The sequence below is a fragment of the Rickettsia aeschlimannii genome, from assembly GCF_047973405.1.
GTDB classification, from domain to species: domain Bacteria; phylum Pseudomonadota; class Alphaproteobacteria; order Rickettsiales; family Rickettsiaceae; genus Rickettsia; species Rickettsia rickettsii.
Genome location: NZ_JBFQGO010000003.1, coordinates 93315 through 110779 on the forward strand (window position 1 = coordinate 93315; position 17465 = coordinate 110779).

A 17465-nucleotide genomic window follows, 5' to 3' on the forward strand; every position below is an offset into this window, starting at 1 on the left:
GTTAATATTGATAAAATACCTATAGAAAATACACAACAAGCTTTAAAAGAATTTTTACCGGAAACTTTAATGCTTGTAGTACATCATGACGGTAAATCTCATGACTATAATAATTTTTATGATCAGTATATAAATCTTGAAGATTTGTATGCTGAAATAAAATTATTAGGAGAATAGCTATTCTATTCAACCCTATATACTTGACTACTTTTCATTTATCATGAGTATATACTAAATCTAGATGTTCAATTATGGGAGTTTTTTAAGATTTCTTTATAGATTTCAAGGTTTTTTCTTAGCATCAGATCAAGAGAGAAATTATTAATTACCGTATGTCTTGCCGCTTCTTGGATTTTCTTAGCAGTATCAGTACCTAAAATCGAGAAACAATAATCGATTTTCTGTGCTAACGCTTCGGCATTATTTGGTTCTACGTGGAAACCGGTTATATTATTATTTATTGTCTCTACTGCCCCGCCGATATTAGTTGCAATAACAAGCTTCTCCATCGCCTGCCCTTCTATAATAGTACGCCCGAAAGCTTCAGGTTCGATTGAGGCAGAAACGATAATATCAGAAATCCCATATAGGTTTATTATATCCGAATCATTACCGAAAATTTGAATTTTATTTTGAAGTTTTAGATTAGCTATAAGATCTTTTACTCTATTAGTAAAATTGGGATGTCTAGATATATCACCGACCATTAAACAATAAAAGTCTCTATGTTTTAATTTACTTAATGCTTCTACTAGAACAAGATGTCCTTTCCAGCTTGTCATTCTAGAAGGCATGAATATTATCGGCACGTTACTCGGTACATCATATTTATCACAACATTTTACAAGTTTTTCCGGCGTTAAATTTGCGGGATCGAAATAATCACAATTCACTCCACGCTTAATTACTACTATTTTATCTTCATCAATTTTATAGTTTTCGAGCAAGTGTTGTTTTACAAAATTAGACACAGCAATAACTTTCTTGCCTTTTAGCATTATGCTATTATAATATTTTTTAAAACTATTCGAAATATTATAAACCCCATGAAAGGTAGTCAAAAATTTAGCATTTGTCCATTTTGTTGCTAGATATGAACTCCATGCCGGTGCTCTTGATCTTGTATGAACTATATCAACATTATATTTTTTGATTATTTCTGCTATCAATTTTGCATTATTCAGAATTACAAAAGGATTTTTACTGCTACTATTCATTTCAATATGCAATATATCTTCCTTATCTAACTCTTTAACTAGAGTACCGCCTGCTGAAATTATGATAGGAGTATGACCGAGAATTTTAAGATATTTTGCAACTTCTATAGTACCTCTTTCAACCCCCCCCGAAACTAGAGCAGGAACTACTTGTAAAATAGTATATTTATTGTATCGTTTACTTGACTTTAATGAAGACATTAAATCTCAATCTATTAAAATAATTATTTAAAATGCACAAGCTTTATAATAAAACACAAGACAAATTTATTGTCTATGATAATTATAGAATAATTAATACAAATATTCCATCTGTAATTTTTTTACACGGCTTGATGTCTAGTATGCAATCAACTAAGGCTATCTATTTAATAGATTATTGTAAAAAAAACAATTATAATTTTATTATTTTTGACAATTTCGGCCATGGAAACGCATCGGGACAATTTAAGGATCAAACAATTAGTGATTGGTTAGAAGGAGTATCACTAGTTTTAGACAAATTAATTAATACGGAGGCAATATTAGTAGGTTCGAGCATGGGAGGATGGCTAGCACTTCTTGCGGCTTTAAGATTTCCTGATAAAATAAAGGGACTTGTGTGTGTAGCCCCTGCTCCAGATTTTACTGAAAATATTTGGCAAAATATATCTCTAAATGATCAAAATAAGATGCAAAAAGAGGAAATACTAGAAGTAAGCGGTAAAAATTGTGAGCATAAATATCCTATAAGCTATAAACTGATAGAAGATGCAAAAAAACATTTATTATTGACAAAGAAACATATTGATATAAATATACCGGTACATCTAATTCATGGGATGTTAGATGAAGACGTGCCTTATAATGTTTCAGTAAAATTATTAGAAAAAATAACGAGCAAACAAATAGTAATGAAGCTAATTAAAGATGGTTACCATAATTTATCTCGAGAAGAAGATTTAACGGTAATGACAAATTCCTTAGAAGAAGTAATTAGACTCTTAAGTAATATTAAATAAACAATAAATATGTATAGCAAAATAAATAAAGTTCATGATTTTAAAGAAGTTATAGAAGCGGTAAAACAAGCCGATAATACTAGCTTGGTGCTTTTTGATGTAGATGAAGTAATTGTAATGGATAGTGATGAATCTAGGTTAACACATGATTATAGAAAAGAATTAATGAAGAACATTGAAAAAAGACTTACTAGAAAAGAATGTGAATTATTACTTAGTATTGTTCTTAAAGATAGGAAAGCTAGATTTGTTAACCCAGATATCTTAACGATATTTGCTCTGCTTACAGAAAAAAATGTACCGGCAATGGGTCTTACTAAACTTCCTACCGGTAAATTCGGCGTAATTGAAGATATGATCGAATGGAGAATTCGTGAACTCACTGAATTAAAGGTAAATTTTCAAGAATTTTCACCTTTAGAAGATAAGATAATAGTGGAAGATTTTAATGCCGGCTACGGTAAACCTACATTAAAAGACGGAATAATTTACACTGCGGAATATGATAAAGGAAGCATGCTTGAGTATGTATTACAAAAAACAAATTATTATCCACAATCAATAATATTTATCGATGATATAGAAGAAAATTTATTATCATTACAAGAAATTTGTAAGAAACTAAAAATTAACTATCAAGGATTTAAGTTTACCGGTTCTGCTATCGTTCCTGAACCTGTTCTTGATGCACAATTAGAAAAAATTAGATTTGAAATTCTAGAAAAAGAATATAAATGGTTAACGGATGAGGAACTTAAAAAGCATACTTTGTCATCTAGTAGTTTGTCCACAGTATCCAACTAAAAATGTCACAACAACATACATTTTTAGTTGTTTTTCCTAGATGCCGTGGACAAACTACTAGATGACACCTATTCACCTTAGAGTATAATATTATGTCTGCAAAACTTATTGTTCTTTTTACCTTACTCATCTCGCTTTCTACTATGGCAAGTAAAAAGGAAGAAGAAAAAATTATAGGAGTGAAAGCAACTAAAGTACAAATTGCCGAGCTTTACGACATATTTAATATTGTAGGGCAATGCCAGAATGATAATAGTCGTGATTATTATGCTAATGCCACCGGAGTAGTGGAACAAGTCTCAGCACATCAAGGAGAAATAGTAAAAAAAGGGGATATATTGCTAGTTATAGATAAAAACATAGCAGAAACCACTAAATCTAGAGCAGCAGCGTTATTAAATACAAAACAAGAAGATTATAATAGAAAAGAAGCTTTATTCGCTAAAAAATTTGTAAGCAACGAGGAATATAAAAGGTCAAAAAGCGAACTTGAAAATGCAAAATTTAATTATTCCAAAGCTCTAAAAACATATAATGATATGATAATTACTGCACCCTACTCCGGTAAAATAGGCGTAATTAAGTCTATGGTCGGCGATGAAGTAAAAATAGGTGACTATCTTTTTAGCATTACCGGAACAGAAAACTCACAAAGTATTTTTATTGAATTGCCGGAATCTTTAAGCGGAAAAGTTGGAGTCGATACTGAAGTTTTAATTGCAGGAAAAATTAAAGGTACAATCGGGGCAGTATCGCATTACTTATCAGATAATGGTACTTTAACAGCTAAAATTATTTTACCTATGAGTACAAAAATCCTGCATAATAGCTTTGTAGATGTTATGCTTATAATTAACCCTCATAAAAACCTAACCGTTCCTGAAAGTTGTATTCAACGAAATAATCAAGGTAATTTTATTTATAAAATAGACGGTTATACGATAAAACAATTATATGTAAAAATCGGTACACGTACAGAAGGTCTAATTGAAATTATCTCTGACGATATTAAAGCAGGTGATTTAGTCGTTACCGAAGGTATGACTAAAATTGGTGACGGCTCAAAAGTTAAGATACTTGAGGAATAGTTATTTATATATGCTTTTTAAGCCATCTCTGTATTCTAGAGATTGTTGCACGTATTCCTTCTTGCCTTATAGAAGTAATAGTTAATAAAATCAAAATTTTTGTCACAAAGCAATAGGTTCGTATTTTTTGAATTACATAGTTATTTTTGAAAAAAGAAATATTACTTTTTTTATAGTCTTCATTTTTATTTTCTAGTAATCTTAATTGTGTAACAGCTGCTAATAACAAATTAATAGTAAACGGACTAAATTTACTTAAATAAGAATCATTAAGAACATAAGAAGTAATATTTATTAAACCTACTGAATATTTATTTGGGTCCATAAACGTATTAGTACCACCGCTAATTCGTACTTTAGACAATTCTTTGTCTATACCGCCTATTGAGTTTTTACTAGCAATAGATATCCATAAACAACAATCTTCACCGCTTCTTATATTTTCAGGAAATAAATTTTCTTGGAATAATGTCAAAGTTCCCATAACTGTCGGCATTGCTATTGGACAAGTTTGTATGACTTGAGGAAAAACATTGCCACTAAAAAACCCGGAATGAACAGATTCTATATATTTTCCTATTTCATTTATTTTTTGATATGAAGTATGAGAAAATATAAAATTATTTTCTTCCATAAACTTTAATTGGATTTCTATTTTATCCTTATAAAATAAATCGTCCGAATCAAGGAAAGCAATATATTTTCCTATAGCATTTTTAATACCTAAGTTACGTGCAGCAGCAGGTCCTTCATTTTTTTTATGAAAATATTTTATTCTTTTATCTTTTTTGCATATTGAAGTTAATTCTGATATATCATCAGTCGACCCATCATCTATTATAAGTATCTCAAAATTTTTGTGTGTTTGAATAAGTACACTTTTTATAGCTTCAATTGCCCAATTTATTCTATTATATACCGGTATAATAATACTAATTTTAGTATCATTTAGTACTTGTTTAGCCATAGTATTTGCTAAATCACAGGCTTTTTTATACGGAGTATTATTGGATAAAAAAGTAGCTGTACGAGTTAAAAATAAATAAGGAGAACCTTCCATTTTGATCATTTCTTCTTCTGTTAACTCGTGAAGAAACGATGACCATAATACATTACATTCTTCGTTATGATTTGATATTTTTTTACTACCTTGCTCTGAATGAAAACGAGATTTAATTAGGATAGATTCGTCAAAATGAATAGGGGCAACACGGAAAATTTTAAACCATAAATCATAATCTTGCGTTGTCGGTAAAGCCTCATTAAATATACCGACTTCATGAAAATATTTAGCAGGAACCAATAACGAACAACCATGTATTAATCCTCGTAATAAAGGTAATAAAGAAATATTAAGTTTATTTATAGGTAGCACACTATCCGGTTTAATATAACGTAGAAAGTTGCCTTTTTCATCGATTAATTCATAACCACCGTAAATGATAGTATCTTTATTATCTAATTTATTTAATATGTCAACTTGATGCTCGATTTTATTAGGATAATATATATCATCATGGCTAAGCCACGAAAAATATTCCCCTCTCATGTTTTTTATACCATAATTTAAGGCCGAACCACAACCTCCGTTTTCTTTATGAAAATAGCGTATTTTATCACCATATGATAATGCTACACGTTCTGTCTCTCCATTATCTTTTGAACCATCATTAACAACAATAATTTCAATATTTTTGTAAGTTTGTGCTAAAGCACTATTTATAGCTTCTTTCATATAATTAGTCCCATTATAGACAGGTATAATAATGGAAACTAAAGTATGATAAATATTTAGAGGTTTATCTTTTCTAGTTGTCATAACTTTTAAAAATAATTTATAAAATGTTAGTTTTATTGTTTAAATTTTCTATAGAGCTTTAGAAAAATAGATTTTTCTTCTTCACTAATAATTAGTTTATTTTTAAGAATTTTTATTTCTTCTAAAGCATTATTTAGCTCTGTTACAGTATTATTTAATTTAATTTCATAGTTTAAGTTTTTCTCTTTGCTATTTTTAAATGCATCTCTAGTGTGCAGCAACTGTTTTAATATATCTTGGGATTGCAAACCTAGCTTTTCTAAAAATTCTAGAATCCAAGCTAAGATTGGATAGTTAAATAATTGTTTTATAGGCTTTAAATCTGAGTTACTAGATATACAGATTATAGAATTAGGAGGATTTTTTCAGAATGCGTGTCGTTAGTTACACCATCTACTCCTTATAGAAAAATTCTTTGTTCGGATATGATTCAAAGTCTTTTTCAGTAATTCAATTAACTAAATGATGTATATTCCCTTCCGGTTCATTAAAAGGTACATTTACTATTAATCGTTTTTTATATTTAAGATTAAGTGCTAGATTTAACCCATCTTCAATATGCTCAAGTGCATATCGTGATACAATATAATCATATTCTTCTGCCTTTTTAATAAAACTAACTAAATCAGATTTAATATATTGTATATTAGATGCTCCATAATTTTGTTCAGCATAAATTATAAATTCTTTACTGATATCTATTGCTGTAATTTCTACTCCTAATATATCGCTAAGCATGAAAGTTCCGTGTCCCATTGCACAATCTATATCTAAAATTTTTATTTTTTGATTAGCATTAATAGGCTACTAAGTATATCGGCTTCTATAATTTTTTTAAAAATCTTATAGCTACTTTTATGACGCATTACCTCTAAAACATCATAAGTTTCCCCAGGAATTAATCTTTCTCCATCATTATAAATTTCTTCTAACATAAATTATTTAAACTATTATAATTTTAATAAATATTCGGCGATAAATGCAGCAGGGTTTTCTACAGGATCAAGCATCTTTTTAAATTGATTTCTGCCACTACTATTTTCATGATAAGGTAAATAATGATTTTGCTTAATAAATTCTATATAGTTAATAATATCTTGCGGCTCATAAGCAAAATACATATATTTTTTTAATTCTTTAGATAGAGCATTGCTATTAAATTCATTATTCCAACCATTACTTAAGTAAATTATAGGCTTATCGGCAACCACTACTTCAGCAAGAGATGAAGTACCATCACTTATTACAATATCTGACACCATTATATCATCCAGTAACGACCTGAATGCATGTGCAGAAACAGTAACATTCTTTAAAGAGTTAAATCTACTTAATATATTATCCATATCACTTTGGCTTAAGTAATTTTTACTGACCGCATAGGTAAATAGTGTAACATGCGGTCTTATAATAAAATGAATATTAGGATGTTGTAATGCATAATTATAGAAAAAATAGTGATAATTTAAGAAAGTAGAACCTCCTTCATATAAATCTCTATTTTTAAATGATAATTCCCATCTAGGAAGCCATAAAATGGTTTCCGAGTTTGGTTTTTCTTTAATATTATAATTTCTTACTTCATAGTATGGTTGATAACCTGAAACAATAACTCTATCCTTAGGAAATTTATAATTACTAATAAAGATATCCTTTGTACTTTCTGAATCAACAAATACCGTCTCTATGCAACTTGATAACTTATCATCATCAATATTTTTTTGATGAAAGATATGCGGACCATAGACTATATACATAATTTTTGTTTTAGTTCCTCTAAAGCTCTTATACAAATTAGCAGCCGTAAAAGGTTCTGATATATAGCCTTGAAAATTTTCGTAAGGGTTTTGCGTAAAGATAAAATCCGGCTGATAATTTTTTAATTCAGAAATTTCACATTTTGTATTAACATTTGAATAAGAAGCATACTTACCGCATGGATATATCACATCTTGTGTATCAAATTTACTAATAAACCCGGTATCTATTCCTCCTTGAATATTGGGATGAGGATGAGGTACTATTACAATTTTGACATCATGACCTATTTTTTTCATCTCATTATACATTGCATATACGCCTTTGCCGCCGAATGTCTCTGTACTAACAAGGAAAACTATTTTTTTATAAGAATTTTCTTTGGAATAACAAAAAGAAGATATAAGAGTTATTAGTAAAAAAACACTTAAAAATAAAGTGTTAAGTTTTATTAATTTAAAGAATTTCATGTTTTTGATATGATAATAATGAATAGGATTACTTTTTAAACCATACTGTACGGTTAACATAATCCACATAACTTAAAACTATACGTAATATTTTCTTTGATATAAGTCCTGCTTCTGCATAATCCGGCACGATATCTTGCAAGCGTTTATTATTCTCGTGTTCTTCTGTAATAGCTTTCACTGATTGTAGTACCCGTTCAGCCTTAAAACCTGACATAATAAGCGTTCCGGCGTCCACACCTTCAGGACGTTCATGTGTTTCTCGAATATTTAAAGCAGGTAAATTAAGTATAGATGCCTCTTCAGTGATAGTACCGCTATCGGATAAAATACAAAATGCATTCATCTGAAGTTTGACGTAGTCCGTAAACCCAAAGGCCGGCAAAAATCTTATTTTATCGCCAAGATCTTTAAACCCCTCTAAATCCTCAAGCCTTTTTTTAGTCCTTGGGTGTGTTGAGAAGATTACAGGAAAATTATACTCTTTAATAAGCGTTTGTAAACTACTTAATAATTCTTTCAGATTATTTTTGACATCAACATTTTCCTCACGATGTGAGCTAATTAAGAAATATTGCTTTGTGGTAAGTGACAATTTATCTAAAATATCAGACTTTAATATTTTAGGCATAAAGCGATCCAGGACCTCAGGCATATGCGAACCTGATTTAAAAATAAGCTCAGGCGGTAAACCTTCGAAAATTAAATAACGTCTTGCATGCTCGGTTAACGTAATGTTAACGTCACTAATATGATCAATGATTTTACGGTTTATTTCTTCAGGTACACGCTGATCAAAACAACGATTTCCTGCTTCCATATGAAAAATCGGAATTTTACGGCGTTTAGCGGCAATTGCCGATAAACATGAATTAGTATCACCGTAAAATAAAACAGCGGCTGGCTTTTCTTTCTCAAGTACTTCATCAACTTTTTGGATAATAAGCCCGATAGATTTTGCCGTATTATCTGCTGCTACTTCTAAGAAATAATCGGGTTTTCTAATTCCCATATCATCAAAAAAAACCTGATGTAATTCATATGCATAATTTTGACCGGTGTGAACTAGGATGTGATTAGTATATTTATCAAACTCAGAAATCACGCAGCATAATTTAATAAGTTCAGGACGAGTACCGACAATCGTCATTACCTTAAGCATTTTTTAGCTCCTCTTGTACGTAATCAAGAGTCAGTAATAACTCTTTTACTTCTTCTAAATTTAAACGTTTTGTATTATGGGAAGTGTAATCCTCTAAAAGTGCTACTTTCTTTTCACCTTCAATAAAATATTTTGCATAATTAAGATCGCGCCCGTCCATAGGAATACGGTAATAATCCCTTAAATCATCAGCTTTTGCCATTTCTTCTGATGATACCAATGATTCGTAATGTTTTTCGCCGTGACGTGTACCGATAAAACGTATTTCATTTTTGCTATCGAATATATCTTGTAACGCTTTTGCGAGTACTTCAATTGTGCTTGCCGGAGATTTTTGTACGAAAATATCACCCTGATGACCATGCTCAAACGCATATAAAACTAAATCCACAGAATCTACAAGCGACATTAAAAAACGTGTCATTGACGGTTCTGTAATGGTTAATTCCTTACCTTGTTTTATTTGATTGATAAAAAGAGGAATTACCGAACCTCTAGAAGCCATAACGTTACCGTATCTAGTGACGCAAAGCACAGTCTCACCTGAAGAATGCATACGTGCTTTTGCTATTGCTAACTTTTCCATTAATGCTTTAGATAATCCCATTGCATTAATTGGATATACAGCCTTATCGGTACTCAATACAATAACTTTTGTAACTTTGTTATTAATAGCAGCATTTAAAACATTTTCAGCACCTAAGACGTTAGTATTTATTGCTTCCATAGGATAAAATTCACAAGTCGGGACCTGCTTTAAAGCAGCGGCATGGAATACATAATCTACACCGTGCATTGCCTCATCAATACTTTTATAATTGCGTACGTCCCCAATATAGAATTTAAGTTTCGGATTATTTAAAGCAATACGCATATCCTCTTGCTTTTTTTCATCTCTACTGAAAATACGAATTTCCTTAATATCGTTAATAATATCGGATTTAAGAAAACGAGAAAGCACCGCATTACCAAACGAACCGGTACCTCCTGTAATCATTAAAGTTTTATCTACAAACATTATATATAATACCTATTTTGTTATTATTCATTCTGTCATTGTGTCAATCGAGAAACACTCTAAGGTAGTCATCCTATGGTTTGTCCACAGGGTCCAGTTATAAAAATACAAACATAAAAAGCTCGATTTATCTCACTTTATGCTGGATTCCGTGTACAAGCCTATAGTAACCGGACATTTTTCTTCTATGTCATCCACGCGTAGGCGGGAATCCAGTAAAGTACAGCTTTTTTTAAAAGCTTTACTTAAAAAAACTATATAATAAAAAATCTTTAAAATGAAAGATTTTTTATTCTGGATCCTCGCTTTCCATTGAGATCTTTTTAAAAACTGTCCGGTACTATAGGACAAGCCACGGGATGACAAGAGTGGATAAACCTATATTCGCAACGACAATTTACTTAAACTCACACATACGCTTTACAAGCTCACGCCATTCAGGAGGCGTATATCCCGTCACCTCATTAAAACGAGTGCTATCTAGTGAGCGATCTATTACAAGCTCATCTGATGGAATAATATCGATTTCTTTATTATATATTTCTGCTACTAATTTTAACAATTCTAACTTATTAATCGGTTTTGAGGCAACATGATAAAGCCCGTGCAACTCTTTATTAGGTAACACAAAATCCCTTATTATTCTTGCAAGCTCTACTGTCGGGAATCCTGAATAAATAGCTTTCTCAAACCCTTTCACTGAACCTTCTACACTTAAAAACCAATTGATTAAGCTTCTATTGCCTGCTAGCTCATGACCTATAATGGAAGTACGCAATGTGATAGCATGCGGATAATCTACCTCACCAAGAAATTTTGAACGACCGTAAAGGTCATAACAGTCAGAAAAATCGCTTTCCTTATAATTACCTTTTTTTCCTGAAAACACACAATCAGTACTAATATGGATTAACCTTGAATTAGCTAGTTTACATAAATTAGCTAGCCTATGAGGCAGCAAACTATTTATCGGTAATGCTTTTAACGGATCATTAGCATCTGCCAATTGTTTTACAAGCCCTATACAATTTATTACTATATCGGGTTTTGTTTGATTAAATACCTCAACTAACGAATCATGGTTCTCAACATCTACATTTGTAATTAATTTATCGGATAAATCCTTAGAAAAGTAAGAACTAGCTGAATTATTTCGGGCTGTCGCAAAAATGTCAAATTTTTTATCACTACTTAAAAACCTAAATATGCTATTACCTAGCATACCGGTAACACCTAAAATTAATATTTTCATAGTATATTATTTATTTTGACCGAATCGGTTCTATCATAAATAATATATCTTTACAATAGTGTTTTGAGTGCGTAACAATATTGAGTTATAAATAATTAACTTGCCATAGAAAAGGGTTCTTATTCTATCTTCTGTAATTTTCCAACCTTCATCTTCTGCAAGCTCTAAATCATATTGGTCTTGCATATTCATCTACCAACGAGGATTAATATTAAAATACTTACCCAAACGAAGGACTGTATCAGCGGTAATTGAACGATGATGCTTAACTATATTATTGATCCTAATAACGGGTACATCAATATCACGAGCAAGTTTGCTTTGACTAATCCCCATAGGTTCCACAAATTCTGCTAGTAAAATTTGTCCGGGTGAAATAGGAGGTAATTTGTTTGTCATAAATTCTTGGCTTTGTTGCATTGACCGTTTTATGTCATTCCCGCAAAGGCGGGAATCCAGACTAAAAAATCTTTCATTTTAAAGATTTTTTAGTCTGGATCCTCACTTTTGCGGAGATGACATTGAGTAGGTTTTTCGATCCATGCAACAACTCCTCAATTCTTTCCTAATTAAATATTTTTTATAGAATCAAGCACGGTTTCAAGAATCATACTAGCAGCTACTGCATCATCGTTATTATTACGGTCTTTTCTTTTCACTCCAAACGATTTAAGGAAATTATTTGCAGCTTTAGTAGTTAATCTTTCATCTTGTAAATATATAGGCAAGTTTATAGATTTTGCTAGCTTTTCAGCAAATTTCATCACTATATTTGTTTGCTCCGTTACTGCTCTGCTCATATCAATCGGTAGACCTATTATAACACCACAAACTTTATATTTCTTGATGATATTAAGCAAGAAAGTAATAACAATTTTTTTATTTATCTCGGTTATAGTATTTAAGGGCATAGCAATACTACGTTCTTGATTAGATAATGCGATTCCTAATTTTTTGCTTCCGTAATCAATAGCGATAAGCGGAGCATTTGGTATTAAAAGCCGATAAAATTCTTGAAGATTTTTTATGATCATGATAGTTATAAAAATTACTTTATTAATTATTATTTATGCTAAAAACTATTCAGAAACATTTAGATACGAAATTAATGAAATTATCGGCGATTTTAGCCTTTATTTATTGTTTATTATTTAATACCGCAATATTGATTTATAAATTTGATTATTATAAAGCAACAATCTTTAGAGGGATATTAGAGTTATCAAAAGATTTTTGCTATATTTATATATTTTCTTTTATAGCGTTTTTCGGTCTTAGCGTACATAGATTAGTGTTAAAAATCGGCGTGGGGTTTTTATTTATAACATCCGCTATTGCTAGTTATTACATTTATTTCTTCAAAATCAATCCTACTAAACAAGTAATAGGTAGTTTTTTCTCAACAGATTTAAACGAAGTTTATGAATTAACCAGCATTAAGTTAATAATATGGATAATTTTTTGCCTTTTTACCTGTTTTTATACTCTCAAATCTTTTGCCGCTGAAAATTCTAAATCATTCGTAACAAAACTATTATCTGCCGCTTGCTTACTTATTTTTATATATAATATTATTACTCCTTCATTTAAGATACTAAAAAATTATTTTCCCATTCAGTATTTACATAATAGCTACCTTAATTTTGCCGGAAATTTCGGTGATAAAAATTATGCATGTATAGATATTAGCAAACAATATAACTTTATAGATAAGTCAGATAAAGATATTATCGGTGTTTTAGTTATAGGAGAATCAGCAAGATTTGATCATTTCGGCATTAACGGTTATGAAAGAGATACGACTCCTTACTTAAAGACTACTCAAAACCTAATTTCTTTCAAAGCTAAATCTTCTTCTAACCTTACCTATCTTTCCGTACCGTCGTTACTTTCACGTTATCCTGCAAGTCAAATTGAAAATAGTAGACAAGAGAACAGCTTTTTATCAATTTTAACAAATCTTGGCTTTAATACTACCTGGATCGGTACTCAAACTTTAATGAGGAGTTTTGCAAATTTTGACCTCAGTAATATATATAATGACGTTAATTTTACTATAGTACCGGGCGGCTCTACCCTATTTTCTTTAAATGATCATGATGAAAAAATATTGCCTTTTATAAAAGAAATAATAACAAACTCAGAGAAACAATTTTTAGTAGTTCACACTTCCGGCAGCCATTGGAACTATAATGCGAGATATCCAAAAGAGTTTGAGTATTTTACCCCTACCTGTCCTATTAAGGTTAAGGGAGATGCAAGTGATTGCGATAAGCTTGCTTTAGTTAACAGTTATGATAACTCTATTTTATATACCGATTTTTTTTTATCTAATTTAATAGATTTGCTTAAAGATAAAAATGCATTTTTATTATATGTATCTGATCACGGCGAGTCTCTCGGAGAAAATGGTTATTACGGTCACGGCGGTCCACTACTTGCAGAACAAATAACCGTACCTCTTATAGTTTGGGTATCAGATAATTTTCAAGCCAAATATCCTAAAGCAGTATCTTCAATTAAAAATTATGCTAATACCGAAATTAGCCATGATTATGTATTTCATTCAATCCTTGACTGTTTAAATATAGATTCCGACATAATAGATAAAGACTTAAGTATATGTAAATCTAGTTAAAAATTATTGAATTATTAAAAAATTTATATATAAATTAAGAACTCAATAATTATATGATTTATTATTATGTCTGATATACCTAAACTAGACGACTATTATTATAGATTTTTACAAAGTATTTTACTTAAAACACTAGAACAAAATAAAGCTGCTGAAACGTATTTATTGCAGAAAGATTTTAATAGCGCTTTAAATGAGATAAAAAAGGTAAATGAACAACTTGAAGAATATTCAAGCATTCTTTCTTTACTCAAAGTAATTAAAACCCATTTTAGTGATAAAAAAATATATAATTAAGTACCGTTTAACTTAAATCCTTTTTTTATAATTAAAAATAATATAGAGTGGAAATAAAAAAAGGTATTGAATTATGGAATATGCATTATTAATTTTCAGTATTATAGCGATTTTAGTTATAATACAAATGGTTAAAGTTGTACCGCAACAACAAGCATGGGTAGTAGAAAAACTTGGAAAATTCGATAAGGTACTGCAACCTGGCTTAAATTTACTCATCCCTGTCATTCAGAGAGTAGCATACAAACATACTTTAAAAGAAGAAGCAATAGACGTTACCGCTCAAACAGCTATTTCAAACGATAACGTAACATTATCTATAGACGGTGTTTTATATGTTAAGATCATTGATCCAATAGCAGCATCTTATGGTGTTAATAATCCTTACTATGCCATAACACAGCTTGCTCAAACTACTATGCGTTCGGAAATCGGTAAACTCCCTTTAGATAGAACTTTTGAAGAGCGCGAAACTTTAAACGTAGCAATTGTAGCAGCTATTAATCAGGCTGCTATAAATTGGGGCATACAATGTATGCGTTATGAAATTAAAGATATTCAACCTCCGCAAACTATACTTAAAGCTATGGAATTGCAGGTAGCGGCAGAGCGTCAAAAAAGAGCTCAAATTCTAGAGTCGGAAGGTAATAGACAAGCAAAAATTAACCATGCAGAAGGTGAAAAAGCACAAATCGTACTGAATTCAGAAGCTTCTTATACAGATCAAGTTAACAGGGCAAAAGGTGAAGCTGAAGCAATAGGCTTAGTCGCTACCGCTACGGCAAATAGTATTGAGATTGTCGCAACTGCTATACAAAAAACGGGAGGAAGTGATGCAGTAGCTCTTAAAATAGCCGAGCAATATATTAGTGCGTTCGGTAATTTGGCTAAAGATACCAACACCGTAATTTTACCCGCAAATCTTTCAGAACCGAGTAGTTTTGTAACCGGAGCGTTAACTATATTTAACCAATTAAAAGCTTCTTCGGGAACGAAAATAGATAAGTAGCAATTTATAAAGATTTATTATTGTAATAATAATTAGTTTTATATATCATATCAGATTATTAATTAATAAAAGGTTATGAATATGTCAGTATTTGTCGGCAAAACTGCTCCGGATTTTACAGCTAAAGCTATTATGCCTAATAATAATATAGACGATAAGTTTAAACTTAGCGATTATGCTGCAGGGGATAATATAGTGTTATTTTTTTATCCCCTAGATTTTACTTTTGTTTGCCCATCGGAAATTATAGCATTTCACAATAAGCTTGGTGAGTTTACCGAAAGACGTACTAAAGTAGTAGCTGTTAGCGTTGATTCTCATTTTAGCCATTTAGCTTGGAAAAATACTCCGCATAATAAAGGCGGACTTGGACAAGTACAATTTCCAATGGTTTCCGATATAAAAAAGGATATTTCTTCAAAATATAATGTACTTAATGAAGACGGTGTTGCTTTGCGTGGAACTTTTTTAATCGATAAGGATTTCATAGTACGTCACATGCTAGTTAACGACTTACCTATCGGTCGTGATATTAATTATACATTAAAAGTAATCGATGCTTTAACTCATCATCAAAAGCACGGCGAAGTTTGTCCTGCCGGCTGGCATAAAGGTGAGGAAGCAATTACCCCATCACATGAAGGTATAGCGCATTATTTAAGCTCACATGCAGAGAAGCTGTAATATATTACTGTTATTAAAGTGGAAAACTGTCCTACCGTGGCTTGTCTAGTGTTGTTGTATGGTTCTGATGTCATTCCCGCCTAGGCAGGAATGACATACAGCACTAATGCAATATCAAATAACCCTAAATAATGTTGAAAGAATTATTTTCTGCTCCTAGAATATCTTATAATATTGAAACAATTAATATTTTACGTCTTATTAGAAGTGAAAATATTGGTCCTAAAACTTTCTTTAGTTTAATTAAATTATTCGGTGATGCAGCAACTACCATAGATAACGTTCCAGATTTTTCATTGCGAGGCGGAAAGTCAAAACCAATTAAAATTTTCAGTAAAAGCGATGCTGAAAAAGAATTAGAGCTTCTCGAAAAAGACAATGCTAAGATCATCACATATAAATCTCCGGAATATCAAAATTATTACTTGAAATTTATGCCGCCAATATTAAGCTATAAAGGTAATATAGAGTTATTAAATCATAATAAATGCGTTGCAATAGTAGGTGCAAAAAACGCTGCTGCGAACGGAAGAAGCTTTGCTCATAAAATTGCAAATGTATTTAGTAAAAGAAGGTTATATAACCGTTTCAGGGTTAGCAGGAGGAATAGATAGTACATCAAGCTGCAATTTCTCAAACTATCGGAGTTATTACAGGCGGTATTGATCATATATATCCACCGGGAAATAAAAAACTATTTGAAAATTTAGCAGAAGAAGTTTTAATATTAGCTGAGTTACCTATCGGCTCTACCCAGCTTGGAAAACATTTTCCACAGCGTAATAGGATAATATCGGGACTAGCCTTAGGAGTAGTGGTAGTAGAAGCAAGCTTAAAATCCGGTTCATTAATAACTGCAAAATTTGCACTTGAACAAAATAGGGGAATATTTGCCGTTCCCAGCTTTCCTTTAGATCCAAGATGTCAAGGTACAAATAAATTGATTAGAGATGGAGCATATTTAGTGTAATCAGTAGACGATATTGTAGCTAATTTACTGCAATATGAAGAATTTATGAAAAAAGATGATGGATTATTTAAGGATTTTGTTGAGCTAGGAACAGTAAATACGAGATATGTTAAAGAACCGTCACAAAAGAAGCGTACTGCTATATTGGAATTATTATCGGCAGTACCCATAGACTTTAAATATTTACAAAAAGAAATAGAATTACCACTTCCTATCAATATATACGGTAATATTAGAATTAGAACTCGCCGGGACAGTAATGCGTCACGCCGATAATA

Annotated in this window: 21 protein-coding genes and 1 pseudogene; 11 read left to right on the plus strand and 11 right to left on the minus strand. The window is 30.9% G+C overall.

All coding sequences use genetic code 11. The features are described from left to right. Nucleotides 1–69 precede the first annotated feature (69 nt). On the plus strand, nt 70–177 hold the full coding sequence (locus AB4K15_RS02990; RefSeq protein WP_014014165.1) for a hypothetical protein: 108 nt from the start codon (nt 70–72) through the stop codon (nt 175–177). Nucleotides 178–245: 68 nt separating this feature from the next. Here the strand turns inward: AB4K15_RS02990 and AB4K15_RS02995 are convergent, their stop codons facing one another. Then, the gene (locus AB4K15_RS02995) at nt 246–1418 is read right to left on the minus strand and encodes a glycosyltransferase family 4 protein (RefSeq protein WP_032074104.1); all 1173 of its coding nucleotides are present in this window, start codon (nt 1416–1418) and stop codon (nt 246–248) included. Nucleotides 1419–1450: 32 nt separating this feature from the next. On the opposite strand from AB4K15_RS02995, the gene AB4K15_RS03000 reads away from it, so the two are divergent. The 3 genes from AB4K15_RS03000 to AB4K15_RS03010 all read left to right on the plus strand — a co-directional run bounded on the left by AB4K15_RS03000 (nt 1451) and on the right by AB4K15_RS03010 (nt 4110). Then, nucleotides 1451–2218 (plus strand): alpha/beta fold hydrolase, encoded by a 768-nt coding sequence (locus AB4K15_RS03000; RefSeq protein WP_032074103.1) that lies wholly within the window; start codon nt 1451–1453, stop codon nt 2216–2218. Between the two features lie 9 nt (nt 2219–2227). After that, nucleotides 2228–3022, plus strand: a complete 795-nt coding sequence (locus tag AB4K15_RS03005; RefSeq protein ID WP_500224434.1) for a DUF2608 domain-containing protein — start codon at nt 2228–2230, stop codon at nt 3020–3022. A gap of 89 nt (nt 3023–3111) precedes the next feature. Next, complete coding sequence (locus tag AB4K15_RS03010; RefSeq protein ID WP_500224520.1) at nt 3112–4110, plus strand: efflux RND transporter periplasmic adaptor subunit; 999 nt, start codon at nt 3112–3114, stop codon at nt 4108–4110. Nucleotides 4111–4114: 4 nt separating this feature from the next. On the opposite strand, the gene AB4K15_RS03015 is transcribed toward AB4K15_RS03010, so the two are convergent. The 10 genes and pseudogenes from AB4K15_RS03015 to ruvX form a co-directional block, all read right to left on the minus strand. After that, nucleotides 4115–5929, minus strand: coding sequence for a glycosyltransferase family 2 protein (locus AB4K15_RS03015; protein WP_500224436.1), 1815 nt, complete (start codon nt 5927–5929; stop codon nt 4115–4117). Between the two features lie 32 nt (nt 5930–5961). Then, complete coding sequence (locus AB4K15_RS03020) at nt 5962–6177, minus strand: hypothetical protein (RefSeq protein WP_500224438.1); 216 nt, start codon at nt 6175–6177, stop codon at nt 5962–5964. Between the two features lie 202 nt (nt 6178–6379). Beyond that, nucleotides 6380–6864: pseudogene (locus AB4K15_RS03025) on the minus strand (class I SAM-dependent methyltransferase). Nucleotides 6865–6879: 15 nt separating this feature from the next. Next, nucleotides 6880–8226, minus strand: a complete 1347-nt coding sequence (locus AB4K15_RS03030) for a hypothetical protein (protein ID WP_500224442.1) — start codon at nt 8224–8226, stop codon at nt 6880–6882. After that, nucleotides 8186–9319, minus strand: coding sequence for a non-hydrolyzing UDP-N-acetylglucosamine 2-epimerase (gene wecB, locus AB4K15_RS03035; RefSeq protein WP_032074084.1), 1134 nt, complete (start codon nt 9317–9319; stop codon nt 8186–8188). The genes AB4K15_RS03030 and wecB overlap by 41 nt, the downstream gene beginning before the upstream one ends. Further along, nucleotides 9312–10337: a nucleoside-diphosphate sugar epimerase/dehydratase gene (locus AB4K15_RS03040; protein ID WP_032074083.1), complete on the minus strand. Its 1026-nt coding sequence runs from the start codon at nt 10335–10337 to the stop codon at nt 9312–9314. The genes wecB and AB4K15_RS03040 overlap by 8 nt, the downstream gene beginning before the upstream one ends. A 397-nt stretch (nt 10338–10734) precedes the next feature. Beyond that, complete coding sequence (locus AB4K15_RS03045) at nt 10735–11589, minus strand: SDR family oxidoreductase (protein ID WP_032074082.1); 855 nt, start codon at nt 11587–11589, stop codon at nt 10735–10737. A gap of 33 nt (nt 11590–11622) precedes the next feature. Further along, nucleotides 11623–11775: a hypothetical protein gene (locus AB4K15_RS03050; protein WP_500224443.1), complete on the minus strand. Its 153-nt coding sequence runs from the start codon at nt 11773–11775 to the stop codon at nt 11623–11625. 6 nt (nt 11776–11781) lie between these two features. Then, nucleotides 11782–11925, minus strand: coding sequence for a helix-turn-helix transcriptional regulator (locus tag AB4K15_RS03055; protein ID WP_500224521.1), 144 nt, complete (start codon nt 11923–11925; stop codon nt 11782–11784). A 233-nt stretch (nt 11926–12158) separates the two neighbouring features. Beyond that, nucleotides 12159–12623, minus strand: a complete 465-nt coding sequence (gene ruvX / locus AB4K15_RS03060; RefSeq protein WP_032074081.1) for a Holliday junction resolvase RuvX — start codon at nt 12621–12623, stop codon at nt 12159–12161. A 35-nt stretch (nt 12624–12658) separates the two neighbouring features. Here ruvX and AB4K15_RS03065 point away from each other — a divergent pair, with 35 nt between their 5' ends. The 7 genes from AB4K15_RS03065 to AB4K15_RS03095 all read left to right on the plus strand — a co-directional run bounded on the left by AB4K15_RS03065 (nt 12659) and on the right by AB4K15_RS03095 (nt 17463). After that, nucleotides 12659–14227, plus strand: coding sequence for a phosphoethanolamine transferase (locus AB4K15_RS03065; protein ID WP_032074080.1), 1569 nt, complete (start codon nt 12659–12661; stop codon nt 14225–14227). Nucleotides 14228–14293: 66 nt separating this feature from the next. Continuing rightward, nucleotides 14294–14524 carry a hypothetical protein gene (locus tag AB4K15_RS03070; protein ID WP_500224447.1) on the plus strand — a complete coding sequence of 77 codons (231 nt, stop codon included), beginning with the start codon at nt 14294–14296 and terminating at the stop codon, nt 14522–14524. Between the two features lie 73 nt (nt 14525–14597). After that, entirely contained in the window at nt 14598–15533 is a 936-nt protein-coding gene (locus AB4K15_RS03075; protein WP_032074079.1) for a stomatin-like protein, read from the plus strand. An 81-nt stretch (nt 15534–15614) separates the two neighbouring features. Continuing rightward, nucleotides 15615–16217: a peroxiredoxin gene (locus AB4K15_RS03080; RefSeq protein WP_473199419.1), complete on the plus strand. Its 603-nt coding sequence runs from the start codon at nt 15615–15617 to the stop codon at nt 16215–16217. A gap of 131 nt (nt 16218–16348) precedes the next feature. Beyond that, nucleotides 16349–16831: a DNA-processing protein DprA gene (locus AB4K15_RS03085; RefSeq protein ID WP_084698808.1), complete on the plus strand. Its 483-nt coding sequence runs from the start codon at nt 16349–16351 to the stop codon at nt 16829–16831. Between the two features lie 56 nt (nt 16832–16887). Beyond that, nucleotides 16888–17187 carry a DNA-processing protein DprA gene (locus AB4K15_RS03090; RefSeq protein ID WP_500224524.1) on the plus strand — a complete coding sequence of 100 codons (300 nt, stop codon included), beginning with the start codon at nt 16888–16890 and terminating at the stop codon, nt 17185–17187. Nucleotides 17188–17232: 45 nt separating this feature from the next. After that, nucleotides 17233–17463, plus strand: a complete 231-nt coding sequence (locus tag AB4K15_RS03095; protein ID WP_500224449.1) for a hypothetical protein — start codon at nt 17233–17235, stop codon at nt 17461–17463. The last annotated feature ends 2 nt before the right edge of the window (nt 17464–17465 follow it).